This is a genomic window from Sporosarcina jiandibaonis, from assembly GCF_013184495.1.
GTDB classification, from domain to species: Bacteria; Bacillota; Bacilli; order Bacillales_A; family Planococcaceae; genus Sporosarcina; species Sporosarcina jiandibaonis.
In genome coordinates, this window is sequence record NZ_JAAOIY010000006.1 from 227,056 (window position 1) to 253,324 (window position 26,269).

Genomic DNA, 26,269 nt, shown 5'->3' on the forward strand with positions numbered 1-26,269 from the left:
GTCACTCAATTTCGCTAAAGAGAGCTTGATCACTCTCATTCGACATCAGACTACCAATGCAGTTCATTTTGGCTGGGTAGACATGCTTTTTAAACGCTCCTGTCAAAGAAGACTTTCGATACTTTAAACGCATCAGCCTGTTGTTCTCGGCATACCCTTAAGAATTGTGTCATGCACAGGTACTCGCTACTTGAACTACCCCCACTTTCACTTCGTTTAGAAGTGGGAGATTCTTAGGTTATTCACTCTATCGGGCGAAAGTTTACTAAGCTATCCCCGCAGTCCCTGCGGTTTGAAGTCTGATTGCTTCATTTTTAAGATTGATACTTGCGTTAATATCTCGATCATGACGGGTGCTGCATTCCGGGCAATCCCACTCACGTAATGCCAGATTCTTAACGTCTTTATTTCGATAACTGCAACATGAACATAGTTGACTTGATGGGAAGTTTTTTGCTACAACTACGACTTGTTTGCCATACCATTTTGCTTTATATTCAAGCATTGTACGAAATTGAGACCAACTTACTTCACTAATGGCTTTTGCTAATTTCCGGTTTTTTAGCATAGCTGACACTTGCAAGTCTTCAATGCCGATGATGTCGTGGTTTTTGATTACATCGGTAGAGATTTTTTGCAAATAGTCTGTTCGTGAATTACTGACTTTTTCATGTATACGTGCCACTTTCACACGTTGTTTTTGATAGTTTTTCGCTTCAAACAAAGCTTTCTTTTGACGTATCGCTTGTTCTTTTCGTCTTGAAAGAATACGTTGTGCTTTTGCTAGCTTCTGTTCTAATGTACGAAAATATTTAGGATTGGAGTATAGGGTTTGATTGGAAAGAATCGCAAAATCCTTTAATCCTACATCAATACCAACAACAGAATTTGTTTTGGGTAGTTCTTGTACTTCTGTTTCAACGAGGACGGAAACGAAATATTTACCGCTTGGTGTGCGCTTGACTGTGGCATTCAAAATACGACCATTCACCTCAACACTTTTTGCGAATCGGACATTTCCGAGTTTGGGTAATCTTATTTTATCGCCAATGATTCGAATGTTTCCGTTGGTTTGCTTTGTCGTATAGGATTGCACTGGGTTTCCTTTTGATTTGAAACGCGGTGGATCATTTTGTCCTTTGAAGAAGCGTGAAAAGCTTCCCCTAAATGTTTTACTGAGGTTTGAACGGCGATGCTATCGACTTCTTTTAGCCATTCAAATTCATGCTTAAGTGCGGGCAATTCAGCGGAGCACGACTTGTATGACAAGCCTTTACCCGTCTGTTTATAGGTATTGTTCCACTTAGCTAGAAAATGATTAAAAATAAAGCGGCTGCATCCAATCGTTTTTGCGATTAAAGTTCGCTGTGCTTTGTTTGGGTAGAGTCGAAATTTATACGCTTTATTAATTAACATCACTTATCACCTCACAGAACGGAATGTATGTTCTCACTTAATTATAATTGATTTGTTCTGAAAAAACAATTTTAGGCTCCGCCTAATCGACATTCATCTCCCACTTACTCATTGGGCCTTGCCCTTCACATTCCTTGAAGTGGGAGTCTTCTGTCGTAGAGTTGATAAAAAGTGGTTGGTGTAAATAATCCCCAAGTGGATGGTTCCCGAATATGTTTTATATTATAGAATTATAACGTATAGAACGAAGAAATTTATTTCTAAAAAGGAGGAAGGCATGAAGGTAGCCCTTATTGTATCAATGATTTTCGTGGTCATTATTTTAGCTATCGGACTAATTTTGACCATATCCGCTGCTAATTCTATGAATAAAAATTACAGTAGCGAAAAAAGTATGTCTAATTTGCTGTGGATTTATGTTTTATCAATCCCATTTATTGTTATATTGACTCTTATAGCTATATTTATATTTAATTAACAACGGAGGACGGTTCGGGACCAGTGAAAAAGCATATGTTTTTTTCGAGTCTCAGGAACCGTCTAAGCCCACTGAAAAAGTTCGTATTTCAATGATACATTGTTTAGATTCTCCCTGTAGACTCTTTGACCGAGGGGTGGATTATTTACAATCGCCCCCAAAATTATGTTGTTGAAGTAACAATACCACAACGACACAATTCTAGGGAAATTCAAACATTATCCGAGAGTAAAATACCGTTATATCCCATAACTTCTCAGCGCGTGAACAAACCTTGAAATGCCTTCTTGTATTGAAGCTCCGTTACCTTTTCCATAAGTAAATCGAACGTATCCATTTGTTGAACCCATTATTCTTCCAGGTACAAATGAAACGCCTTTTTTCATAGATTCTTCAAGTAACTTATATTCATCAATTTCGTGATTTATTTTACACCATAAATGAATTCCGCCTTGTGGCACTAAATATGTAACCTCATTTTTAGATAAACTGTCCAATGCTAAAATTAACGCATTCCTACGCTCCCTCAGTTGAATCCTTAAATTTGAAACATGTTTGTCAAATTGAGGGGAATCTAGAAATTGATTCGCTATCCATTGAGGAAAAACACTATGACCAAAGTCAATTTGCTGTTTGCCATCTGATAAACGCTTAATCACTTTTTCTGGTCCAATAATCCAACCAATGCGTAATCCTGATGCAACAACTTTTGATAAAGAACTAATGTATACAACATTTTCATTATCGTCCATTGACTTTAACGTGGGTCCAATGCGCCCATCGAATGACGTCAAATTATAAGGATCATCCTCTATTATGGGAATACCGTACTTTGATGATAACTCCAATATTCTCTTTCGACGTTCCAGAGACATTTTTGTGCCAGTAGGATTTTGATAATCAGGATTTAAAAAAAGCATACGAATTCGATGTTTTCTTTGTAAAGCTACAATATCATCAGGATTTAAGCCATATTGATCAACTGGGAGTAATAGCGTTCTAATACCAAACGATTGAAAAATCGGTAAAGAGAATGCGTAGGATGGATCTTCAATCGCTACTGTATCACCTGGTTTTAACAGGCATTGAACGATTAGGTGGATTGCTTGCTGAGCGCCCGATGTAATCAGTATGGAGTTTGGCTCAACAACCATATTTTTATAGGTTTTTACATGTTTACAAATGGTCTCCCGTAATCCCGCATCGCCTAAAGGATGATCGTAACCTAAATGCTCATCAAAAGCATGCTCCTTAAGAATCCTAGCGAATTGGGCGTTAGGTAGTAAATCTGATGAAAGTTCCCCGCTTGATAGGTTAATCATTCCTTTTTGCTCAGTTTCATTACGAAGTTTCTGTACCAACGGAAGATTCGGAATAAATGAGCCATCCTCTAAACATCTACCCCAATTGGGAACTCTTTTATGAGTTAGTCCCCATATATCCGTATTTATATAAGTGCCGCTTCCTTTTTTTCTGACAATTAATCCAATCGCCTCTAACTCATCGTAAGCAGTCACAACTGTGCTCCGATTTATCTGTAACTTTTTTGCTAACTCACGTTCAGATGGCAATGGCTGGTCTTGAGATAATTCCCCCGATATAATCCCATTCTCTATTTGTTCTTCAATTTGTCTATACATAGGTTTTTTAATTGAGCGGTCTATTATAAATTCCATTAACCTTCATCCTCTATTTATAAGTTTTCAATATAATAAATTTCGTATTATGCTCATGATGAAGTCTTAAATGTTATTAGATCATCGGACAATCCTTAATCATCTCCAAACATCAGTATACCAAAGACGACCCGAAATTAATTTCAGGGTCATCTTTTTTAAGGGATGGCTTTTGTTCTTAATATATATGCCGTGATAACAATTCAAAAAAAACGTCAGCACAGAAAGCTAGAGAAAGAGATTGAATTACTTAACCCCGTTCTAAATCTAGAACGGGGTTAGTTTTTTCAATGCAATCCAAAAGCCTTCGCCAATAACGCGATTCCTTCCATTCGATTATTGGCCCCGAAGAAATTGGGAATAATGGTAACCTCATCTGCCTGATACAAGTCCGCAACCCGTTTAATCTCTTCTCTAACCTGCTCCGCGTTTCCAATAATCATGCGCTTCCGGTTTTGCATAACTTTTTCTTTTTCCACAGAACTGATTCCCCGCTTCTTTGCGGTTTGTACGGATGGATAATAAGGCGGCGGGTTGGCTGATTCAACAAACAATAACCATAAATCAAAAGCCTTAGCGAGTTCCTCCGCATATTCTGCTGTTTCTGCAATAATAACAAAAACAGCTATCATCACTTTCGGTTTAGTAAGTAATAGTGAAGGCTTAAAATATTTCCGATAATAGGCTACGGCTTCCAAACCTGTTTCAGACGGCTTAGCAAAATGCGCAAAAGCATATGCAGTCCCGTTATCCGCGGCAATTTCAGCGCTACCCATGCCACTTCCCAACATCCACATTTCCGGCGCCGTTTCTATGACCGGCGTTGCAATTAAGCTATTGAATCGATGATCTTCCGAAGTATCATCGGTTAGATATTTATAGACATCCTGTACTTGCTGTTCGTAGGATAATCGTTTTCCCTTTGTTTCATTCAGAGCGCGATTCACGCTTCGATAGCTGGGCGATCTACCTATTCCCAGGTCAATTCGATTCGGGTGAATTGCTTCAAGCATGCGAAAATTCTCCGCTACTTTATACGGACTATAATGCGGCAGCATGACTCCGCCTGAGCCAATTCGCATGCGTCTAGTTGATGTAGCTAAATGCATCATCAGCATCTCCGGACTACTGCCTGCAACGGATAGTACATGATGATGTTCCGCTACCCAAAATCGGTGAAACCCCAGTTCCTCTGCACGCTTCGCTAATTCCGTTGTTGCCAGTAACGCCTGACGTGCATTTGTTCCCTCATCTATAGGCGAATAATCAAGTATATTCAACAATGTAGACATTATTATATCCCCTTATAGAAACAATAGTTCGATAGTATATATTTTACTGAACTCGGACGATGAATTACAATGGAACCGAATCCAGCTACTATCAAATAGGAGGTAGTCATCTTGACAGTTAAGATTAAAATATACTCGGACTATGTCTGCCCGTTTTGTTTATTGGCAAAGAAGCCTTTAGATGAAGCAATAGAAGGAAAAGATGTGGAAGTTGAATGGATGCCGTACGAGCTGCGTCCATATCCGAACGAAACATTAAAACCGGAAGAACATTATTTGCAAAGTACATGGAAACAATCCGTATTTCCAATGGCTGAACAAATGGGAATCGACATTGTACTCCCGAGCGTTTCTCCGCAACCTCACACCCACTTGGCTTTCGAAGGTTATCAATATGCCAAAGAGCAGGGCAAAGGAAATGAATACAACGAACGGATATTGCGCGCTTTCTTCCAAGAAGATCTGGACATAGGCGATATTGAACAATTAACTCGATTAGCTGGCGAGATTGGTTTGGATGAAAAAAAATATCGTGAAGCTTTGGAAACGAGGAAATACAAAGAAGCGCATCAACAAGCATTGCAGCACGCTTATAATGAAGCGGGTATTACGGCAGTTCCCACTTTTGTAATCGGTGACACAAAAGTCCCTGGAATCCGTTCCAAAGAAATGCTCGAACAAATTATTAATGATGAGATCAACAGAAAAAAGCCGGGTTTCCCCGAGAGAATGACCTGCGATAGCGCTGGATGTTAATCGTAATCCTTGAATCAAGATAGTAGTTTCGTTTCTCGAAGTTTGAAGGATCACCAATCATTTACGAATAACTAACCGGGCGCACATGAAATGCAAGCATATCTGAACGATATGCTTGGACTATGATTTTATCATGTAAAATACTCGATTTTCGCGTTCGGAAAGAATTGTTCAGTATAACTAAATAGCCTCTCCTTAATCTCGTCTTCTTCATTTTTCTGGTAAATGTATTTTCCAATTCCATACTTTCCCCATTTGTAGCGCCTTTTTTCCTCGTCCAGCTCCAATTTTGTCTTCGGATAATTTTTTTCAATCACTCTTTTCGCCGGCTTTGTAAAACGATGCTGAATGAATTCGAAGGTAATATCATCCCTTGCATCGTGCGGCAGCTCCTTGTCGAGACGCTCAAATAGATGGCGGTAGCCCTCTTCCCAACCTTCATGAAGATAAATGGGCGCCACGATAAAACCGAGCGGATAACCGGAACGCGCTACTTTTCCAGCCGCCTCTATTCGTTTCTCCAAAGGAGAGGTGCCTGGCTCAAAATTCTTAATGACATAATCGGCATTGACACTGAAACGGAATCGGGTGTGACCGTTATGCACCGCATCCAGCAAATGATCTACATAATGAAATTTCGTGACGAACCGCAGTCGACCCAACTCTGTTTGACCAAAATGGTTAATGGCACGTTTCAATGTATGGGTAAGGTGATCAATCCCTACAATATCGGATGTACAGGCCGCCTCGAAACGTGTAATTTCCGGAGCGCGCTCCTCGATGTACCTATCGGCTGCATCAAGAATCTCCTCTACATTCACGTATGTCCGTATATAAGGCTTGGTCCCCATCGTCGTCTGCAAATAACAATAATGGCAATGCCCCATGCAGCCCGTCGCAAAAGGAATTGCGTATTCCGCCGACGGTTTGGACGTATCGAATTTCAGCGTTTTCCGAATACCCACTACTAACGTCGACTTCGCAATCCGATATTTTTGCGCATCCGTCTCCCCTGGCAAATCACGGATTTGGTTATGCGAAGTCGTAAAGCGCGTTTCAATCCCCATCTTATCAAACTTTGCTTTCAGTTCTTTTCCTAGCGGATACTCCAATGCATTCGGCTCGAAATAGACAAGCTGTGGTGTGAATGGTTTTTTCATATGCAATCCTCCGTAATAACGCTTACCATTTACCGACTAGCTTGTCTCAGAACCTAGAAATTATTCGAAGACCGATGCCCTCGAAGGCAACTAGTTGAAAAAATTATTCAAAGAACACATTCTTCCCTCAACGCCTGTGACATTGATCTATCTCCCTTAAAACACCCGAAAGCGATAATAGATAGTATGCCTATAAGCCATTTTGCAGTTGTATAGTTCATAGCAATCTCCCTAATTCTAATAAATGATAGATTTTTTCATTTTAAATGATTCTACTTTTTTCGATATTAAATACTCATAAAAGCGTGTACCACACGACTTTGACACATTCCGACGGCTAATTATCCTGCTGATAATTATTCCTACAATTCTTCCCACCCACAGAATAGTAAACTACCTCAATATATGAGATAATCAATTTAACAGAACGGACGTACTATTATATGAGAATTTGAGGTGATATTATGAAACCAGTCATATTAGCAGAAAAACCGTCCCAAGCAAAAGCCTACGCCGAAGCATTCACGGTCAAAAGCCGACATAAAACGCATATCGAATTAGCGCAAAGCCAGCTCTTTCCGCAGGGCGCTTTCATCACATGGGGCATCGGCCATCTTGTCGAATTGAAAGAACCCAAAGCGTATAATCCTCGATGGAATCGGTGGTCTCTAGGTAGTTTGCCAATTTTACCAGAACGCTATGAATTCCAAGTGGCAAAAGGAAAATATGCGCAATTTCAAGCCGTGAAAAAGCTCATACTTTCCGCCTCAACGATTATTAATGCTTGTGACGTGGACCGCGAAGGATCCAACATATTCTACAGTATTTTCTATCAAACTGGCGCACGTAATAAAACAATCAAACGGCTTTGGATTAACTCTTTGGAAATTGATGAAATTCGAAAAGGCTTTATGAATTTGCGGGACAACGAAAAAGATTTACTGCTTTACGAAGAAGCAAAAGCGCGCCAAATCAGCGATTGGCTCGTAGGCATGAATGGTTCCCGTCTCTACACGCTTTTACTCAAGGCCAAAGGATACGAGCAAGTTTTTCCAATCGGTCGCGTTCAATCCCCTACTGTCTATCTGATTTATGAACGTCAAAAAGAAATTGAAACATTCGTATCTGAACCGTTTTTTGAAGTGGATGCTTTATTCACCGCTGAAAATGGTCCTTATAAAGGAAAAGCTAAGGTAAAAACGAAAAAGCGAGAAGAAATTGTTGAATTACTCAAGAAACACAACATTCAACCAACCTCGCAAGGTGTTATCACATCTGTTCAACAGAAAGATAAACGAATTCCGCCGCCTCAACTTCATTCATTATCGACTTTGCAAGCTACCGCAAACCGTCGATGGAAAATGAGTCCGGCCAACGTCTTAAAAACGATGCAAAACTTATACGAAAAAAAGCTTGTCACCTATCCGCGTACTGATTCTCGACACATTACAACGAGTGAATTCGCTTATTTAGTTGACCAAGTTGAAGACTACCAATCACTAATTAAGCAATCGTTTCCGATTCATTCGCGTCAACCAAAAAAACGCTATGTTGACAATGCAAAAGTAAAAGAACATTACGCCATCATTCCAACCAAAAAAGTTCCTACAGAGGCTGCGCTGGCAAAGCTGCCGCCAAATGAACGGAAACTATACGAAGAGATTGTCAGAACAACACTTGCAATGTTTCATACGGACTATCTCTATACCGAAACGAAAATAACGACAGACGTCAACAAATTACCGTTTTTCACGACAGGTAAAACGGAGCGAGATCTTGGTTGGAAAGCGTTATTTCCAACTTCATCAAAAGAAAAAGAGGAGTCATTGCCCCCACTTCGACAAAATGAGCCCGTTAACAGCAAGATTGGCATTCGCGAAGGTAAAACAACACCGCCAAAACCATATACGGAAGGTCAACTTATCACATTGATGAAAACATGCGGGAAATTCGTCGAAGACAATGAGGAAACAGAAATATTGAAAGAAATCGAAGGACTCGGAACAGAAGCGACACGAAGTGGAATTATCGAAACGATTAAAAAACATGGCTATATTCAAGTAACCAAAAACATTGTATCTCTAACTGATAAAGGTCGTATTTTATGCGAAGCAATCGAAGGCAGCTTGCTCGCCAGCCCTTCGATGACCGCGAAATGGGAATCCTATTTACGAAAAATCGGCAATGGCGACGGTGCCGCCGATCACTTTTTAAGCAATATCGAGAAGTTTCTAGATTCATTGATTCAAAATGTGCCTGGGCAAATTGAAACCGCAACTTTCCAAGTGAAATCTATCCCATCGACAGCAAAATCACCACGAAGAAATGTCGAAGTCGCTCCTTGTCCAACGTGCAAGAAAGGCATGATTGTCACTCGAAAAGGATTTTATGGTTGTACCGCATACAAAGACGGTTGCAAACAGACATTTCCGGGAATTTTTCTAAAAAAGAAAATCACCCCGACACAAGTGAAACATCTATGCACAAAAGGTCAAACGAACGTCATTAGCGGATTTGTCGCAAAAAACGGAAATAAATTCAATGCTTCTTTAAAGTTAGAAGGACAAAAACTTAACTTGGAATTTGACAGAAGTTCGCAATAAAAAATTCCCCCTATCGCTCAAAAATGAGAGTTAGGGGGAATTTGAATGATTACTAACCAATTAAACTTACATTCAGTTTTTCCAACATCCACTTCGGCACAACAAATCGAGCTGTCATGAGAGGATCGACAATTTGACAAATCTCAGACTGGCCAACTGCACTCATCAGCATACTAACTTCACTAATTGGAAGACCGGATTTTTCAGAGATACGCTCAATCATCAGTGATGCCGCTAGTTTCGCCGCCTCATCCAATGTCACAGCTGAAACGATTTGCGTAAATACCTCTTCGTTCTCCAACATTGGATGCACCAAATTTTCACCTTTGATGAGGTCCAATTTGACCGTAACAGCTCCCGGCACTTCAACGCCCGAGACGCTAACCTCACCGTCTCCCATTGCTGCGTGAAGATCACCAAGACCAAAGAGCGCACCCTCAACAAACACTGGGAAGTAAAGTGTAGCTCCTTCTGCCACCATTTTGTTATCCATATTTCCGCCATGTGCTCCTGGCGTCCCGCAATTTACACCTTCGCCTTCAGGAGCAACACCGATGACACCAATCATTTTATTCAACGGGATTGCAATTTCATTGAACAAGATTTCATCATTTTTTATTGGGAGAATTTTTGATTCCATCTCTTCAATTTTATGACCCATTATTCCTAAATCCGGTCCAACTACCATGACACCTTGATTGCCAATCTCGATTTTCTCTATTTTGACTTTCAGAATATCTCCAGGCATTGCGTCTTTAATAAAGATAGGTCCTGTTGCCGGGTTAATTTTATCCCAATCAATTGCTGTAACGACAGTTTCTTCGGATTGAATTTGATTTTGAAAACAATCATACGTTTCAATGGTTATTGTCGTTCCTGAAGATATGACCTTCGTAGGTGTATTTTCTTTATTGAATTCATAAATGATTCCTGAATCACGGGATAGCACTGTCATGACTCCGCCTCCTTAACATTAGAATGAATATAGTTTTTAATTTCTACCTGATTTGATAGATCTCTTTTAGGAATGATATACGCGCTGACCGCACTGTTATACAAGTAAAGAAACTCTTCGTCCTCTTTAACCTTTTGAATGCTCGACCACTTTACTTTTGATTCACCATTTGAATTTGATTCCACAAATCCTTCGTCCATCAAGATCATTGTGTGCGCACCTAGTAAAGCATCATTTTTACCTTCTTTGAACATTTTCCGCACGTTTTTTCTGACATGTCGATAGAATAATTTCGGATAAAAAATCACCCACAAAATACTTAACACTAAAAAGGGTATGAGTGTACTTAATAAGTGCAAATCACCCATGATTGAAAAAATAATTGAGACCAGGATAAAAAATAAAGGCGATAAATATCTTTGTAAATACAATGATTTAAGGGATGTTTTAGAATGTTTAAGGTGAAACAAATTAAAGTGTATATAATCTTCCGCCGCTAAATTGTATTCGATTTTCATTGAAGTCTCCTTTATATGCCGATTTAACTTTATATTACCACTTAAAGTACTAGTTGGATAGAATTGTTCTTTCTCATAATTACTTTTGCCTATTTACAGGATGGATTTCCTCGTCTATAATTGGTGCGCTAGAAGAGATTCCAGCAAAATCAATTACTCACATTAAAAATCACATACGTTTTCTGCACTAGGGGTGCCTATTTTCGGCTGAGATGAGAGCTTTTGCTCCGATCCCTTATAACTCGAACCAGATAATACTGGCGTGGGGAAGTGCGGTTACTTTTTCCGTTCATCCTTAATTGATACGTGAAAAATAGCTGCATCTTCGCGGATGCGGTTTTTTTGTGGAGAAAAATAGGAGGAAATAGTTATGAATACAAGTTTTTCTTGCGGTACAAGTCCAATTGTAGGATTGAGGTTTTCACTTCATCCGATGGCGGACAATTTTATTGAGATAATAAAAGGAGCGCTCGCCGAAGCAGATACGTCCAATGTTTGGATGCATACAGATGATGTCAGCACGGTGATGCGCGGGAAAGAAATTCATGTGTTTGACACGGCAAAAGCAATTATTTTGCATGCCACAAAAACGGGTGTCCACGTTGCCTTTAACGGGACTTTCTCAATCGGCTGTCCCGGTGATACGGCAGGCGATGCTTATTTAGAAAAAGACGATATTCTGTTGAATCAATCGAAAGTTTCCGATATGCGCCAATATGTGTCCTCACAATTCGCTTTATATCCAATGAACAATCCGGATTATATGTCGGTCATTTACAAAGAAGTGAATCGTGCAAAAGAGCACGGCGTGTTTAATGAGAGCATGCACTATGCGAGTGGATTGCACGGCGATATTCATGATGTATTTGCATTTTTGGAAGAAACATTTAAAAACGCAAGATCCGAGGAACATCGCCATCTCGTCATGACGGTGAATATGAGTATTAATAGTCCTTCACACGAAGGAGTTTTATAAGATGTTGAGATCTTGGAAGCTAAAAGAAGTAGTCCTCATGTCAGTGTTTTCTGTTGTTTTTGCAGTTGTGTATTTATTGTTTGTTCATGTCGGTAATATTTGGTCGGGCTTTATTGGACCGATCGCATATGAATGGATATTCGGAATTTGGTTTATCGTTTCCATCATTTGTATGTATATCATTCGAAAACCTGGAGCTGCGGTGTATTCCGAAACCATTACGGCTGCAATTGAGGTCATGATCGGAAACGCGGTCGGACCCCGCCTGATACTGAGCGGCCTTATTCAAGGGTTAGGTGCAGAGGCCGCATTCGCAGCAACTGGTTATAAACGTTTTAATTGGTGGGTGCTTGTGCTATCAGGTGTTGGAGCCGCTGTTTTCAGTTTTGCCTATGGATTTTTCGTTTCAGGTTACTCTGCACTTGCCCCTTCTTATTTAGCGTTAATGTTCGGTCTCCGGGTTATGAGCGGTGCGGTTATTGCCGGATTTGGCGGAAAATGGGTGTCGGATGGACTTCTAGCAACCGGAGCTCTTCGCGGCTACGCGATTTCTTTAGATAAAAGGAAGCCGTCAGTTGATTAAGTTACAAGAAAAGCCCATTCCGATTAATACTTCGATGGTAATGGAACTTAGTAACGTCACATTCCGCTTTCCCGAAGATGACGAGCCTATTTTACAAGATGTTTCATTTACAATTCATCAGGGAGAGCGCGTCGTAATTACGGGACCGAGTGGTAGCGGGAAAAGTACGCTGCTTTATTTGATGAACCGACTTTACCCTGAGAGTTGCGATGGGATTCTTTCAGGTTCGATTACGTTGTTTGGAAAAAATCAGGCTGATTACTTACCCGGTGAAGTGAATGCTCGTATCGCAACTGTATTTCAAGATCCTGATTCACAGTTTTGTATGCCGACCGTAGAAGAAGAGATGGCATTCACGCTTGAAAATTTAAATGTACCACGTGCGGAAATGGAGAAGCGGATTGTCGAAGCATTGGATACTACACGGTTAACACACTTAAGACATACACTCATCCAAACACTTTCCGGCGGGATGAAACAGCGAGTCGCTACAGCGTGCGCGATCCTTATGGAACCAGAAGTTCTTTTGCTCGACGAACCCCTTTCACATCTTGATCCACTGACAGCACAAGAATATGTGGGTTGGCTAGATGAACTTCAAAAGAAGTATGGATGGACAGTAGTGGCAGTCGAACATCGTCTCGATGCTTGGAAAGATTTTTTCAATCGTCGTCTCAAAGTCATTTCTGGCGGCTTTGTAGAACAATCTGATTCCGTTGTTGCTGCGCCGATTTTATTCAACAAAAGAAACACTTCTATGGTGGAAGAAACAGTTTTTGAGGCGCTGGATGTTTCTGTGGAATTGAAAGGAAAGACATTATTACATAATGCATCCATCAAATTAAGACACGGGGAGATTGCTGTGCTTGCGGGTCCGAATGGCAGCGGAAAATCGACTCTTTTCAAAGCGATTTGCGGAATACTGCCACTTTCACAAGGCCGGATTATCAGTAGGCAAACCCTCCCAGGCTATGTTCCCCAGTCACCTGAGCATTTGTTTGTTACGCAACGGGTGGAAGACGAAGTTTTGTTTTCAAAAAGGGCCGAACCGAGGATAGTTGGCGATCTAATGAAACGTTTAAGGTTGGATGATATCCATGATGCGCATCCGTTTGCAATTAGTCATGGACAGAAACGGCGAACTGCCATTGCGGCCATGCTCGTCGAAAAGAGATCAGTTCTCCTTCTGGATGAACCGACTAGCGGGCAGGATGAAGCGGCGCTGAATGAACTACATCAACTTATACGCACACGTGCGGAAGAAGGACTTGCCGTGTTAGTTATCACACACGACATGGAGTTTGCGGCATCCATTGCAGACACGGTCTTTCTATTGAAAGAAGGCCTTTTGACCGGAGAATTTAATGCAGCGGACGTTTGGAAAGATGAAAAGCTACTCCGTGAACATTCTCTACTTCCACCTATAGGAGGTGGCCTTCGTGGTACTTAATGAACAGCTTCATGAAATGAATCCTGCGATTAAATTTCTCGTCGTCGTCGTTTCTATGCTGACATTAGCTTGGTTTTTTAACCCGTGGACACCTGCTATATTTTTTGTTGGGATCGTGTTGATTCAATTAGTATGCAGCCGTATTAATTGGAAACTTTGGTTGCTCATGATGATTCCCTTCGTCATTACAGCGTTCGGTTATTTATGGACGACGATTTTATTTGCAGCAGAAGCTGGTGGAACAGTGATTTGGTCGTGGAAACATATCGAAGTGACCGATGAACAATTTGCACGTGCACTGTCACTATCGTTCCGGGTAATTGCCTTTTCATCTATTTCCCTCCTGTTTGCGTTTACGACAAGACCAGTGAATTTCGTTATGAGCTTAATGCAACAATTTCGGCTATCTCCAAAATTAGCTTACGGGATTATGGTAGGTTATCAGTTTTTGCCTGTCGTGAAGGAGGAGTTTGTACAAATCCGGCATGCTCATAGACTTCGCGGCGTTGGAGATGAGAAATGGTGGTGGCAACGACTCTTTGGAATGAGAAGAATGCTAATTCCCCTACTTGCAGCTGCTGTACGAAAAGCTGAACGAGCAGCTTTCGCGATGGAAGCTCGAGCATTCACGGGAGAACCGCGAACTGAATTTTTCAAACCTGTCACTGTTCGATTTAATGACTGGGTACTTACAGCATTGTTCCTAACGCTTCTTATATCTAGCAGTATTTTAGGAGTTTTACTAACATGAAACAACTGTTTCTTTAGTTATAGTAGATTGCCCTGGAGATTTATTGATTCAGTTGATCGGAATTGAAAGGCGGCGATTCCATGTGATAAAGCATTGGCATTGCCGCCCCTTAAACTAAATAATCATTGGAAAGCCCTTGATTCTCCTTAGAGTCAAGGGCTTTCCTTATATGAAGATATTCCTTTTCCCCCACGCTTTTAGACTAAATATAATAATACTTGCATATTGTCTGATAGATTGTTATCGTCAGTTTACTAGTTGTTTTTACAATTTTCGAACTTCCCTGATCTAGAATCATTTATCAATATGAAAGGAGTACTTAAATCTGCTTACAACCCTGAAACTATCCTAAAACGAAGGAGATCAAATGATGAGTAAAAATAATAAAAATAAAGATTTGGATTTTGAAAAAATCATTAATACACCGGAATTCAAAAGTTTAGTTAAACGTAAAGCCGCTTTTTCTAGACCTTATGTCATTTTCTTTTTTGCTGTCTTTTTTTCATTACCAATTCTCACTAGTTACACTTCTATTCTTGAAGCTCGCGCAATCGGATGGATGACTTGGACATGGGTGTACTCTTTTGGCATATTCATTATGGTGTGGGTTCTAACCTCTATTTATATGAACAAAGCAAAAGAATTTGATAAAGACGTGGAAGAAATTCTAAAGAAAAATGTTCTATAAAGCTTGGTGGCTCTAAAGACGACCAAAAATCATAATTAATCGATTTAGTTCGGCTTTATTCTACGAGGTTAATATAAAGGGGGAATTTATTGGTGGATATCCTATCCATAGCAATTTTTGTCGGCGTAATTGGTCTTACGCTCGCTATTACATATTGGGCCGCGAAACAAACAACAACCGCAAGTGATTTTTATACTGCCGGAGGCTCTTTGACCGGGTGGCAAAACGGAATGGCCATTGCCGGAGATTATTTATCCGCGGCCTCATTCCTCGGAATTGCTGGAGCAATTTCCCTAAATGGGTTTGACGGTTTTTATTATAGTGTCGGTTGGTTAACAGCATACTTAGTTGTTTTATTTCTAATCGCGGAACCGCTTCGTAACCTAGGAAAATATACAATGGCCGATATGATCGGTTCACGATTCCAAGCTAGAAAAATTCGCGGGGCGGCCGCATTAAATACAATCACGATTGTATTATTTTATATGCTTGCTCAACTTGTCGGTGCAGGCGCACTTATCAAATTGCTGTTAGGCATTGATTATTGGATTTCAGTTTTAATCGTCGGTGTTATGATGACCGTGTATGTCCTATTTGGCGGAATGACAGCGACAAGTTGGGTACAAATTATTAAAGCCATTTTGCTAATGGCTGGAACCATTATTATATCTTTCCTTGTTCTCTTGAAATTCAACTTTAACTTTATTGGGATGTTTGATGCAATGAGAACCGCAACGCCACACGGGGAAGCTTTTCTTCATTCGGGGGTCGTTTATAAAGATCCAATTGGGCTAATATCCGTCCTCATTGCACTCGTTTTAGGAACAGCCGGTTTACCGCATATTTTAATGCGCTTCTTTACTGTTAAAGATGCAAAGACAGCGCGTTCCTCTGTCATCTATGCAGTTTGGATTATCGGGATATTTTATGTACTAACGATTTTCCTTGGATTCGGTGCTGCAAAATTTGTAGGTGCTGATGCAATTGTCGCTGAAAATGCTGCAGGTAATATGGCTGCACCGATGCTCGCCGGTGTGTTAGGCGGTGAACTCCTGGAGTCATTCGTTGCGGCGGTTGCGTTTGCAACGATTCTTGCAGTCGTAGCGGGTCTAGTATTGTCAGGTGCTTCAGCAATTGCGCATGACATCTATGGAGAAATCATTAAGAAAGGAAAAGTGACGGAGAAACAGGCAGTAAACGCGGCCAGAATTGCGGCACTTAGCGTCTCTGTGGTCTCCATTCTTTTAGCACTCGGTTCCGAAAAACTTAATGTTGCGTTCCTAGTTTCTCTGGCCTTCTGTATTGCGGCCTCAGCAAACGTTCCAACGATTCTTTTTACAATCTACTGGAAACGGTTCAACACGACAGGAGCAGTTGCTTCCATGTTAACGGGGTTAATCGTCGCACTCGTTCTCGTTGCCATGAGCCCTAGTGTGGTGAATCCTGTAGAAGGCGCTGCATTTTTCGTAGGAAATCCAATTTTCCCATATACGAACCCTGCAATCGTATCTGTGCCAGCAGGATTTCTAGCGGCTATTATTGGTACATTAGTCTCTTCCAGAGGAAAAGATGAAGTCTATTATGCCGAAGTTAAATTTAAAGCTGAAACAGGTTATAGAGAACTCGGACGCTAATTTCTTTAGGATAACTTATCAGTAGAAACAATAATCCCCTTCCCTAACTAGTGTATAGGGAAGGGTTTTCAGTTTATGTTAAAGGTGGTCGTAAAAGATGCTAGAAAGTGAACATCGCACACTTTATAAAAAGATCCATGACCAACCACTTTTTAAAGGGACTTCAAACGATGAATTTACAGGGTTAATCGCAGAATGCGAGCTGAAGTATTTTCAAAGTTCCGAGAAAATCATTTACTTTAAAACAGCTGAAGAAGGATTATTTTTAATTTTAGAAGGTTCGGCGGAAGTATTCATAGAAAATAATAAGGGGCTTTCAGTACTTCTCGAAGTTCTTCAGGAGGGTGAAATGATTGGCTTTTCCCATATTGCCCATTACTTGGGTGAAACCGTTCACCCGCTTGATAAACATCGTTTAGAGTTGGAAATTATGGAAGATTCCTTTGGCCTACAAATTCCCGCCTCAGTTATTAAAAAAAGATTACTTGACGATTCAGTTCGAGAATTTATTTTAAGAAAAATGGCTATTCGTTTGGGAAATGTATATGCTTCCCTCGGTGAACAAGTGAAATTAGGAGACGAATGGGGAGAAAGTGAACCATTTGTCCGCCGTGCCCAAGATTTGATGAGCTCCCCGGCAATTACTATCCATATAGATGCCTCAGTAGAAGAGATAGCCAATTTGATGATTGAGCATTCAATCAGCTCGGTTATGGTCGTCGATGATGCTAATAAGCTGGTTGGTCTTGTGACAGAAAAAGACCTTGTCCAAAGAGTTATCGCCTCAGGGCGAACACTTCCTTTAAAAGCTCGGGATATCATGACAAAGAAACTGTATACTGTTTCTCAAAATGCCTACTATTACGAAGTGTTATCTACATTTTATAAATACGGCGTCAAACATTTACCTGTAGTGGAAGGTGAATCTCTCGTCGGTGTCTTAACATTCCATAACTTACTTTCTAAACGAGACCGGGGATCGATGGGCGTTTTAAATACAATTGAAATATCTTCATACGGGGATTTACCTATCGTTAGAGAAGCGATCTATGATGTATTGTCGAATTTGATTCAAGACGAGATTTCAACGATTCATACCTTGGAGATTATTACGCGGCTATACGATCGTCTTGCACGGCACTGCGTGAAATTAGCCGTGCAATCTCTGGAAAGCCAGGGGAAAGGATTGCCGCCTGTCCCCTTCTCTTGGTACCAGATGGGTAGTGGCGCCCGGGGAGAGCAATTTATGGTGACTGACCAAGATCACTTTCTCGTATACGCTGATTCGACAAATAAGAATGAGAGAAAACGAAGCGATAAGTATTTTTCATTACTTGGCGAAGAAATAGTTAGGCATTTGGAGAAAGCGGGTTATGCCAGGTGTGCAGGAAAAATGATGTCCAACGAGGCAATATGGCGCGGCTCCCTTTCAGACTGGCAAAATCGCCTTCAAACGTGGGCGATAAAAGCGACTGATGAACATATCTTATTAGGTTACAACTTTTTATCTTTCCGATTTTTATATGGTCAATCGGCACTTAATGAACACTTTAAGAGGATGGTGCAAGACCAACTGAAAAGCTCTCAAACTTTTCTTTATTATATGGCGCTTAAAGAAAAAGATCATCCGGTCCCGCAATTCAATGAATCTTTCTTTTCCCTTTTCAGGGGGAAGGAAAAACGTGAGATGATTGATATTAAATTACATGCTTTATTCCCCTTACATCATTGTTTGCAAATATTAGGGGTGATTAAAAATGTCATGGGCGATAAACCTTTGCAGTTAATAGAAGGTCTCGTAGATAAAAAAGAATTATCAGCTGAATTTGCCGATGATATCCGACATGCCTACGAAGTGGCGCTTAGCGCAAGAATTCAAATGTCGTGGCAAAAACATCTGCGTGGCGAAAAGATTACAACCGAAATAAAATTCGCTTCAATTCGTAGATGGCAACGAGCTGAATTGAAAACGATGTTAGACACCGTTCACTCTTTACAGTCTCGCCTATTGGCGAAATTATAGCATAGACAATCTGCAGCTAAGGAGGAAGGTGCATGTTCGGGAGAAGAAAACGATTATCATATAATTTAGGTCAATCATTACAGTTAGACACGAAACTCCAAGATATGTCTTTTACTGTTTTCGACACTGAAACGACGGGTTTTTCAATTTGTACGGATGATCGAATGATTGAAATTGGCGCCGTCCATGTAGAACACTTACAAGTTACAGATCGAACATTCCAAACATTCGTGAATCCGGCCCGAGACATACCTAAACTTATCACCAAACTAACTTCAATTGAACAGCAACATGTCGAAAATGCCCCATCAGCCCTTAATGCAATAAAATCTTTTTTCCAGTTTGTTGAAGACAATCACAGTTGGGGGTGGGTTGGGCATCACCTGAATTTTGACAGACACGTGATTACTCAGGAAGTACAACGGGCTAAATATTCATACAAAGAACCTTCAACCTTTGATACGGTTGATTTAATTGATTATTTAATACCTGCCTGCAATCGACGTGACTTAGAAGAGTACGCGTACATTTTCGGTACACAAACATTCGAACGTCATCGGGCACTAGGCGATGCATTGACAACAGCACACTTATTTGTCGAACTACTAAAGCGACTTGAACAACAAGGTATTACAACATTATCCCACTTACTACGATTAAAGAATGACAAGATACAGCGAAAAATAACGATGTTTTAATTTCCCCAGTATGATAAAAACAGTTAAATTAATTCAAGACTTTTTTAGAGCAGCATCAAACGGCATTGATTTCATTAAAAAAGGTTACTTCCGCAACAGAAGTAACCTTTTCTAATTAATTTATTTTTTTTGGCCAAAAACTCCATTTACCAAGCAATATCAAAATTGCTGGAATGAGCAAAGGACGTACGATAAACGTGTCGATCAAAATACCAAGCGCCATCATAAATCCAAATAATTTAAGTTCATCAATCGGCATCGTCGTTAACACGAGGAATGTTGCCGCAAGAATTATTCCTGCTGAACTAATGACTCCTCCAGTCTTTTCAAGCCCCCTGCGAACCGCATCCTCGAATGGCAATGATTTCATTTCTTCACGAATACGAGCAATAAGCATAATCGAATAGTCGACTCCCAATGCTACAAGGAAAACAAACGTATAGAGCGGAATTCGATAACCAATCGCTTCAAGCCCTAAAAACTTATCAAATAGAAATAGTGATAACCCAAGTGTTGCAGCGTACGATAACAAAATCGTTCCAATCATATAGATTGGCGCAATAATTGACCTTGTTTGCAATCCTAGCATAATCGTTATCAGGATTGTCATTGAAATCATGATAAACCATGTATCCCGATCACTGATATCACGCAAATCAGCGTTCTTAGCGCTTTCACCTGCAATATAGATATCTGTATCGACAATTCCAGCCTCTTTCATAATTGTCTGGCCTTCATCACGAAGTTCTAGTACTGTCTCAAAAGCTTCAGGACCATAAGGATTTCCTTTAAAAGTGACTGAGAACTTCGCACTTTTTCCGTCTTCTGATAGCGGATTACCTTGTGCAGTCACACTTTCAACTTCACTTTTCTCTTCAATTTTTCTAATAGCCGCTTGAAGTTCTTCCATTTTAAGTTCTCGTTCCGATACAAACAATAACGTGCCAGGTGCAAGACTGCCAGCAGAGAACGAATCTACAAGTCTTTCATAACCGACACGGGAAGATAAATCTTCGGGGAATGATTCGAGCAAATCATACGACTCTTCCATATTCTTTACATTCCCTGCCCCGAGTAAGAGCAATAACGTGATCGGAATCAAAAATAAAACAGGACGTTTCGTAACTTTCCCCGCAACTTTACCCCAAAACGTTTTCTTTTCAATCGTTTCTTCTCCGAACTTTGGAATGACAGGCCAAAATGCTTTTCGACCAATTAATGCAAATAATGCCGGGAGCAATGTCAATCCCGCGATTAGCATCACACCCGCTGCAATCGCAAAAACAGGCGCAAAATTGCGATATGGTTCATAAAGTGCAAAGAACAATGTCGAAACGCCAAGAACAATCGTGCTTCCGCTGAAAAAGATTGGCTCCTTCACATGACGCATGGTCTCCCGCATGGCTGCGTCTGTCGATTCATGAATTCTTAACTCTTCCCGGTATCGTGAAAAGATCAGCAACGAATAATCTGTCACTACAGCAAACAGCAATATCGTCATAATCGATAGTGCCTGACTTTCCGCTGTAAATAAGCCTGCTTGAGCCGATAAACCAATTAGCCGATCCACAACCGTATAAGCAACTGCAGCCCCCACGAGCGGGATTAAGGTTAACAAAGGGGAGCGGTAAATAACGAGTAACAATACCAAGATAAGCCCAACAGTTGACAATAAAAGAACAATATCTGCACGACTAAACAACTCGATTGCATCAGATGCGATAGCCCCCGGACCCGTCCAGGAGACTTCAATACTTTTATCAATTTTCGGATTAACGCTTTCTTTCATCGCACTCACTAAGTCGTGTAATTCATTGTCATCTAAATCTTTTTGTAAAGTGAGAGGGACGAAAAATGTTTTTTCATTTTTAGAAAGAAAATTTCTTTGTATTTCTGGATTCACTTTTGATAATGGGAGACTTTCTAACTCATCAAACTTTAGACCTTCAAGTGTTTGAGCGAACGTTTGAATTTCTTCGTCCGTTATTCCTTCCTCTTTATGAAACACAGCGAAAATCGGTATTCCGCCATCTTGTGGGAAATGTTTTTCTAGTTGACGATCCGCTATTATTGACTCCATATCTGCTGGCAATCCAGCATCTTTATTTGCTTGCACAAACTCTTTTCCACCCGGAGCGAGTCCCGACAAAATAACAGTTAGAGCAATCCAAATTCCAACAGATAACCACCACAGTCTTTTTTCCTTCAATTTAGTCATTATCGCTTTCCATCTTTTTCAGCAAGAAATGTGACAACGACAAATAATGCAAAGCTGACAAGCAGGATTGTTCCACCAACGATATATAGTATGAGCGAAAATGTTTCATTCACATTAAATGGCTTTAAAAACTGTAACCACATACCAGCTGAAAGACCAGTCGCACCAATAATTGCTGTCCATCCTTGTGCTGCGATTAATTTATCCGCGCGAACTTTAAAAACTTTATAGAATACGCCCCACGCGAACATGGATAACCAACCGACCAAAAGAATATGCGCGTGAATCGGTCGAAACGCATACGATCCCGCCCCCGCCATATGTGACCCGAATACCGTTCCGATCAAACCAAAAATCGCTGCTATGCGAATAAGTCGCAAACTCCATTTTTCCTGCATACCAATTTCCTCCTATGTTGTTTATGTTATACCTTTATCTTAAACATCCAACATGAACGGAAGATTAACTAGAAATTATAATTTGGGCAATGTGACAATAAAGGTTGTTCCTTTAACTTCGTTACTGACGACGCGAATAGTTCCTTCGTGAAATTTTACAACTTGCTGCACGATTGCTAGACCCAAGCCGGTTCCGCTAATCGTTCTTGAATGATCCGCCCTATAAAAACGGTCAAATATACGTTCTTGTTCATGCTCCTTAATCCCAATCCCGTTATCCCGCACCTCAATGACAACGTCTTTCTCATTTTCCACTAAACTAATTTCCACAGTTCCTTCCTCAGGAGTATATTTTAAAGCGTTGGAAAATAAATTTTCCCATACTTTTTCAAGGAAGGCTGGATCACCTTTGAAGTCAACAACAGCCATATCCATGGACAAAGTCATATTCTTCTCTTCCAACAACCATCTAAATTTACGTATCGTCTCCTTCAACTGTTTATCCAAACTGAAAGTCTTTAACGTAAGCGGGGTTGAAAGCTGATCGAGCGACGTCAATAAGAGCAACTGTTTCGTCAAGGAAGAGAGCCTTTCTGTTTCAGATTGAATGACAGATGCATAATTCTTACGTTCCTCAATGCTGAGGTTTTCATCAAGAAGCAGCTCTGAATAACCTTTAATGTTCAATAGCGGCGATTGAAAATCATGCGACACATCACTGATGAATTCTTTACGGATTCGATCATTTTCACTCAATCTCATCGTCATCTCTTGAAAACTGTTCGCCAATTGCCCAATTTCATCTCTTCTATTTATATCGAGAACATCCGTAAATCGTTCATCCCCGACTTTTTTAGTAGCAGCCGTTAACGCAGTAATTGGATCAATTAATTTCTTAGCTACAACCAACATCGACAACAAGCTGAAAATCGCCATAACCACAACCATTCCGCCCAAAATAGAATGCACTTCTGTAAATAGCATTTTTATATCAGGCCTCAAAAAGAGCGCATACTTACTCCCCTTATGTGAAAATGGAACACCGACCGTATTTGCTAATTCATTCGAAAAAAATCCAGTGACAAAAGTTTCACTAGGCAGATCGCGCATCCCATGGTAAGCATTTCCGTCCAACACACTGTCAATCGAGTCTTCCAATAGATTTTGAACCCGAAAAGACCCACCGTATAATGTGGCAACTTTTTCCTCATTCACAACATATAACTTATAACCAGCAGCGGCCTGTGTCTCCAAATACTGTTCAAGATCCAACCCCTCATTTGTATCGATGAAAACAGCGATACTATCTGCAATCGCCATATTTTTTGCGTCATTATGTTCTTTTAATACTTGATGATAATATGTATATACAGCTAAGAATGCAATCAGACCACTTCCGATCATAATTGCAACCGTAATCAGCAGAAACTTCCCATACAGCGATTTCATAATGACTCTACCTCTAATTTGTAACCGACACCGCGAACCGTCACAATCTTAACTTCATCAGTTAATTTCTCCAACTTCCCGCGAACCCGTTTAACATGAACATTCAACGTCTGTTCATCGCCTTCATAATCATAACCCCACACACGTTCCAGCAGGATTTCCCGAGTGAATACAATATTAGGGCGCGAAGCTAAAACTGATAGAAGTTCAAACTCCTTTAGTGGAAGCAACAATACCTTATTCCCAACAGACACTTCATAGCTCTGCCGATTTATCTTTAATGGCCCAGCTTGGATAAATACATCGACCGCTTTATCATATCTTCGTAAAATCGCTTTAATTCGAAACTGTAATTCTTTCGGTTCAAAAGGCTTAACAACATAGTCATCGGAACCAGCAAGGAACCCTTTCTCCTTATCGTCAAGTTCCCCTTTCGCCGTTAACAATAAAACAGGTATATCCGTTTCGGTACGAATCTTTTTCGTCAACGTATACCCATCCATACCAGGCATCATCACATCAACTACCGCCAAATCAGGATATTCATCATCTATTATTTCAAGCGCCTCAAAACCATTTGATGCTTTCTGAACACTATAACCAGCCTGTGTTAATTGGATGCTAACTAGCTCTAATATATTCGAATCATCGTCCACTACTAATATTTTCATCATATTATTCAACCACACTTTCATTTAGGAGGCTTACGCCATTCAGCATTTAATAAGCCCGCAAATAAAATAATTACTGCTGTAAAATAAAACCAGAGCACTAGAAGAATGATACCAGATAATTGGCCGTATAATCGTGTATAATCAACATTTGCTGCGTAATCACCAAACAACAAAGAAAATAACTGCCAAACTAAAGCTGCAAAGGCCGCACCTGGAAGAGCCCCTTTCAACTTTACCTTGCCTGTCGGTACGACTTTGTAAAACAATAGAAAAAACGCAAACAAAAATAGCGTTCCAAGACCCCACTTCAGATTCGGCCATATGTAAAGCCAAACACGTAAATCCTCAATCTTATCCGAATAAGCAACAAGCTTACGCAAAAACCTTACAATGAAAGGAAGAAATAAAGACAACGGAATGACAACCATAAATAACAGCGTAATCCCCAGATCTCGAATAATGACTTTCCAGAAAGGTGAAGAACGTACATGACCATATGCTAAATCCAAGGATCGACCAAGCGATTGAACAGCAATCGAGGAAACCCAAAAAGCCAAAACCAAACTTGTTACAATCAAATTGCCTTTGTTTCTTCCTACTATTTCATGAACATTATTCTCAACTAATTTAAATGACTCGATTGGAATAAACGGTTCTAGGAAGTCTAATAATATTTCATCATTTATTGGAAGTAAACTTAGAAGAGAAAGGATAAAAATTAGAAAGGGCAACATAGAAAGAAGAAGGTAGTAGGCAGTCTGAGCTGCCTGGTCAAAAAAACGTTCTTTCATAAAGCGATTAATGACATCCATAAAAATCATTATTACCCTCCTATAACCTTCATGTTAGAAAGTACTACTCTATTCTATTCTGTACGAAGTGATGCAGAAATTACAAGAAAAAACTAAACCGCTAGCTATAATTTTATCATTGCGCTACCTGTACCCTAAATAACAACTATAATAACACAAGCCGCCAGCTTATGTAATGGCGGATCTGTAATATAAATACGCAAACAAAAAAAGCCACTACCATTAAGGTAATGACTCTTTAAGTGCCTAGCAACGTCATAAAACCCCTTGCTTAGATATTCGCAAATTACGCGAATATCACGCAGAAAAGTCTAGATTCTAAAGGAATCTAGACTTTTTGCAGCGGGAAGCCCCCAACTACCATCAGCGCTGAAGAGCTTAACTTCAAGTCAGATTTTACCTTACGGTAAAAAAATTATTTTTTCATTAGCAAAGAACAAAAAAAGCCACTACCATTAAGGTAATGACTCTTTAAGTGCCTAGCAACGTCCTAAAAGACCTTGCTTAGATATTCGCAAAATAACGCGAATATCACGCAGAAAAGTCTAGATTCTAAAGGAATCTAGACTTTTTGCAGCGGGAAGCCCCCAACTACCATCGGCACTGAAGAGCTTAACTTCAAGTCAGATTTCACCTTACGGTAAAAGATTTTTTTAGCAAAGAACAAAAAAAGCCACTACCATTAAGGTAATGACTCTTTAAGTGCCTAGCAACGTCCTACTCTTGCAGGGGGAAGCCCCCAACTACCATCGGCGCTGAAGAGCTTAACTTCCGTGTTCGGTATGGGAACGGGTGTGACCTCTTCGCTATCGCCACTAGACTATTTGAGCTTGTTCGCTCAAAACTGGATAAAACGAATGATAATATTCACAAATCAGGGTCAATCAAACCCTTATAACTTAAATAGGTTAAGTCCTCGATCAATTAGTATCCGTCAGCTACGTACGTCGCCGCACTTACACCCCGGACCTATCAACCTCATCTTCTCTGAGGGATCTTACTTACTTGCGTAATGGGAAATCTCATCTTGAAGGGGGCTTCATGCTTAGATGCTTTCAGCA

General features: G+C 40.3%; 20 protein-coding genes, 2 rRNA genes, 1 pseudogene and 1 riboswitch. Of the genes and pseudogenes, 10 read left to right on the forward strand and 13 right to left on the reverse strand.

The genetic code is table 11. From position 1 onward, the window contains the following. Positions 1 to 265: 265 nt before the first annotated feature. From tnpB to G8782_RS15485, 3 genes and pseudogenes are all read right to left on the reverse strand, one after another. A pseudogene (gene tnpB / locus G8782_RS15475) lies at positions 266 to 1,416 on the reverse strand (IS200/IS605 family element RNA-guided endonuclease TnpB). A 717-nt stretch (positions 1,417 to 2,133) separates the two neighbouring features. Beyond that, positions 2,134 to 3,570 carry a MocR-like pyridoxine biosynthesis transcription factor PdxR gene (gene pdxR, locus G8782_RS15480; RefSeq protein ID WP_172372827.1) on the reverse strand — a complete coding sequence of 479 codons (1,437 nt, stop codon included), beginning with the start codon at positions 3,568 to 3,570 and terminating at the stop codon, positions 2,134 to 2,136. Between the two features lie 287 nt (positions 3,571 to 3,857). Further along, positions 3,858 to 4,862 (reverse strand): LLM class flavin-dependent oxidoreductase, encoded by a 1,005-nt coding sequence (locus G8782_RS15485; protein WP_172372829.1) that lies wholly within the window; start codon positions 4,860 to 4,862, stop codon positions 3,858 to 3,860. 111 nt (positions 4,863 to 4,973) lie between these two features. Here G8782_RS15485 and G8782_RS15490 point away from each other — a divergent pair, with 111 nt between their 5' ends. After that, entirely contained in the window at positions 4,974 to 5,618 is a 645-nt protein-coding gene (locus G8782_RS15490; protein WP_172372831.1) for a DsbA family oxidoreductase, read from the forward strand. A gap of 131 nt (positions 5,619 to 5,749) precedes the next feature. Here the strand turns inward: G8782_RS15490 and splB are convergent, their stop codons facing one another. Continuing rightward, complete coding sequence (gene splB / locus G8782_RS15495; RefSeq protein WP_172372833.1) at positions 5,750 to 6,778, reverse strand: spore photoproduct lyase; 1,029 nt, start codon at positions 6,776 to 6,778, stop codon at positions 5,750 to 5,752. A gap of 464 nt (positions 6,779 to 7,242) precedes the next feature. On the opposite strand from splB, the gene G8782_RS15500 reads away from it, so the two are divergent. Next, entirely contained in the window at positions 7,243 to 9,381 is a 2,139-nt protein-coding gene (locus G8782_RS15500) for a type IA DNA topoisomerase (RefSeq protein ID WP_172372835.1), read from the forward strand. Between the two features lie 52 nt (positions 9,382 to 9,433). Here the strand turns inward: G8782_RS15500 and G8782_RS15505 are convergent, their stop codons facing one another. Beyond that, positions 9,434 to 10,336, reverse strand: a complete 903-nt coding sequence (locus G8782_RS15505) for an acetamidase/formamidase family protein (protein ID WP_172372837.1) — start codon at positions 10,334 to 10,336, stop codon at positions 9,434 to 9,436. Continuing rightward, complete coding sequence (locus G8782_RS15510) at positions 10,333 to 10,854, reverse strand: YcxB family protein (RefSeq protein ID WP_172372839.1); 522 nt, start codon at positions 10,852 to 10,854, stop codon at positions 10,333 to 10,335. The genes G8782_RS15505 and G8782_RS15510 overlap by 4 nt, the downstream gene beginning before the upstream one ends. Positions 10,855 to 11,033: 179 nt before the next feature. Further along, positions 11,034 to 11,140, forward strand: a riboswitch (TPP riboswitch). 84 nt (positions 11,141 to 11,224) lie between these two features. On the opposite strand from G8782_RS15510, the gene G8782_RS15515 reads away from it, so the two are divergent. From G8782_RS15515 to G8782_RS15550, 8 genes are all read left to right on the forward strand, one after another. After that, entirely contained in the window at positions 11,225 to 11,830 is a 606-nt protein-coding gene (locus tag G8782_RS15515; protein ID WP_172372841.1) for a YkoF family thiamine/hydroxymethylpyrimidine-binding protein, read from the forward strand. A gap of 1 nt (position 11,831) precedes the next feature. Further along, positions 11,832 to 12,413, forward strand: a complete 582-nt coding sequence (locus tag G8782_RS15520) for an ECF transporter S component (RefSeq protein WP_172372843.1) — start codon at positions 11,832 to 11,834, stop codon at positions 12,411 to 12,413. Continuing rightward, complete coding sequence (locus G8782_RS15525) at positions 12,406 to 13,863, forward strand: ABC transporter ATP-binding protein (RefSeq protein ID WP_246231710.1); 1,458 nt, start codon at positions 12,406 to 12,408, stop codon at positions 13,861 to 13,863. The genes G8782_RS15520 and G8782_RS15525 overlap by 8 nt, the downstream gene beginning before the upstream one ends. Next, a complete protein-coding gene (locus tag G8782_RS15530) occupies positions 13,853 to 14,614 on the forward strand; it encodes an energy-coupling factor transporter transmembrane component T family protein (RefSeq protein WP_343035076.1) in 762 nt (253 codons plus the stop codon). Before G8782_RS15525 ends, G8782_RS15530 begins: the two co-directional genes overlap by 11 nt. 370 nt (positions 14,615 to 14,984) lie before the next feature. Next, positions 14,985 to 15,302, forward strand: coding sequence for a DUF485 domain-containing protein (locus G8782_RS15535; RefSeq protein ID WP_172372845.1), 318 nt, complete (start codon positions 14,985 to 14,987; stop codon positions 15,300 to 15,302). A 92-nt stretch (positions 15,303 to 15,394) separates the two neighbouring features. Then, positions 15,395 to 16,936: a sodium:solute symporter family transporter gene (locus G8782_RS15540; RefSeq protein ID WP_172372847.1), complete on the forward strand. Its 1,542-nt coding sequence runs from the start codon at positions 15,395 to 15,397 to the stop codon at positions 16,934 to 16,936. A 97-nt stretch (positions 16,937 to 17,033) separates the two neighbouring features. Then, positions 17,034 to 18,959 carry a DUF294 nucleotidyltransferase-like domain-containing protein gene (locus G8782_RS15545; protein WP_172372856.1) on the forward strand — a complete coding sequence of 642 codons (1,926 nt, stop codon included), beginning with the start codon at positions 17,034 to 17,036 and terminating at the stop codon, positions 18,957 to 18,959. 32 nt (positions 18,960 to 18,991) lie between these two features. Then, entirely contained in the window at positions 18,992 to 19,657 is a 666-nt protein-coding gene (locus G8782_RS15550) for a 3'-5' exonuclease (protein ID WP_172372858.1), read from the forward strand. 115 nt (positions 19,658 to 19,772) lie between these two features. Here the strand turns inward: G8782_RS15550 and G8782_RS15555 are convergent, their stop codons facing one another. The 7 genes from G8782_RS15555 to G8782_RS15585 form a co-directional block, all read right to left on the reverse strand. Then, a complete protein-coding gene (locus tag G8782_RS15555; RefSeq protein ID WP_172372860.1) occupies positions 19,773 to 21,875 on the reverse strand; it encodes an MMPL family transporter in 2,103 nt (700 codons plus the stop codon). After that, positions 21,875 to 22,273, reverse strand: coding sequence for a hypothetical protein (locus G8782_RS15560; RefSeq protein WP_172372862.1), 399 nt, complete (start codon positions 22,271 to 22,273; stop codon positions 21,875 to 21,877). The genes G8782_RS15555 and G8782_RS15560 overlap by 1 nt, the downstream gene beginning before the upstream one ends. A gap of 75 nt (positions 22,274 to 22,348) precedes the next feature. Continuing rightward, positions 22,349 to 23,722 (reverse strand): sensor histidine kinase, encoded by a 1,374-nt coding sequence (locus tag G8782_RS15565; RefSeq protein WP_172372864.1) that lies wholly within the window; start codon positions 23,720 to 23,722, stop codon positions 22,349 to 22,351. After that, positions 23,719 to 24,393 carry a response regulator transcription factor gene (locus G8782_RS15570; protein ID WP_172372896.1) on the reverse strand — a complete coding sequence of 225 codons (675 nt, stop codon included), beginning with the start codon at positions 24,391 to 24,393 and terminating at the stop codon, positions 23,719 to 23,721. The genes G8782_RS15565 and G8782_RS15570 overlap by 4 nt, the downstream gene beginning before the upstream one ends. 20 nt (positions 24,394 to 24,413) lie before the next feature. Next, complete coding sequence (locus G8782_RS15575) at positions 24,414 to 25,217, reverse strand: YihY/virulence factor BrkB family protein (protein WP_246231711.1); 804 nt, start codon at positions 25,215 to 25,217, stop codon at positions 24,414 to 24,416. A gap of 695 nt (positions 25,218 to 25,912) precedes the next feature. After that, positions 25,913 to 26,028, reverse strand: a 5S ribosomal RNA gene (gene rrf / locus G8782_RS15580). 84 nt (positions 26,029 to 26,112) lie between these two features. Then, positions 26,113 to 26,269, reverse strand: a 23S ribosomal RNA gene (locus G8782_RS15585); the annotation flags it as partial.

Excerpts from the sequence above, each read along its gene's own strand:
- G8782_RS15565 (WP_172372864.1), bottom strand. The coding sequence starts at position 23,722 with ATGAAATCGCTGTATGGGAAGTTTCTGCTGATTACGGTTGCAATTATG.
- G8782_RS15555 (WP_172372860.1), bottom strand. The coding sequence starts at position 21,875 with ATGACTAAATTGAAGGAAAAAAGACTGTGGTGGTTATCTGTTGGAATT.
- G8782_RS15505 (WP_172372837.1), bottom strand. The coding sequence starts at position 10,336 with ATGACAGTGCTATCCCGTGATTCAGGAATCATTTATGAATTCAATAAA.
- G8782_RS15535 (WP_172372845.1), top strand. The coding sequence starts at position 14,985 with ATGAGTAAAAATAATAAAAATAAAGATTTGGATTTTGAAAAAATCATT.
- G8782_RS15500 (WP_172372835.1), top strand. The coding sequence starts at position 7,243 with ATGAAACCAGTCATATTAGCAGAAAAACCGTCCCAAGCAAAAGCCTAC.
- G8782_RS15515 (WP_172372841.1), top strand. The coding sequence starts at position 11,225 with ATGAATACAAGTTTTTCTTGCGGTACAAGTCCAATTGTAGGATTGAGG.
- G8782_RS15570 (WP_172372896.1), bottom strand. The coding sequence starts at position 24,393 with ATGAAAATATTAGTAGTGGACGATGATTCGAATATATTAGAGCTAGTT.
- G8782_RS15575 (WP_246231711.1), bottom strand. The coding sequence starts at position 25,217 with ATGATTTTTATGGATGTCATTAATCGCTTTATGAAAGAACGTTTTTTT.
- G8782_RS15545 (WP_172372856.1), top strand. The coding sequence starts at position 17,034 with ATGCTAGAAAGTGAACATCGCACACTTTATAAAAAGATCCATGACCAA.
- splB (WP_172372833.1), bottom strand. The coding sequence starts at position 6,778 with ATGAAAAAACCATTCACACCACAGCTTGTCTATTTCGAGCCGAATGCA.
- pdxR (WP_172372827.1), bottom strand. The coding sequence starts at position 3,570 with ATGGAATTTATAATAGACCGCTCAATTAAAAAACCTATGTATAGACAA.
- G8782_RS15560 (WP_172372862.1), bottom strand. The coding sequence starts at position 22,273 with ATGCAGGAAAAATGGAGTTTGCGACTTATTCGCATAGCAGCGATTTTT.
- G8782_RS15485 (WP_172372829.1), bottom strand. The coding sequence starts at position 4,862 with ATGTCTACATTGTTGAATATACTTGATTATTCGCCTATAGATGAGGGA.
- G8782_RS15520 (WP_172372843.1), top strand. The coding sequence starts at position 11,832 with ATGTTGAGATCTTGGAAGCTAAAAGAAGTAGTCCTCATGTCAGTGTTT.
- G8782_RS15550 (WP_172372858.1), top strand. The coding sequence starts at position 18,992 with ATGTTCGGGAGAAGAAAACGATTATCATATAATTTAGGTCAATCATTA.
- G8782_RS15510 (WP_172372839.1), bottom strand. The coding sequence starts at position 10,854 with ATGAAAATCGAATACAATTTAGCGGCGGAAGATTATATACACTTTAAT.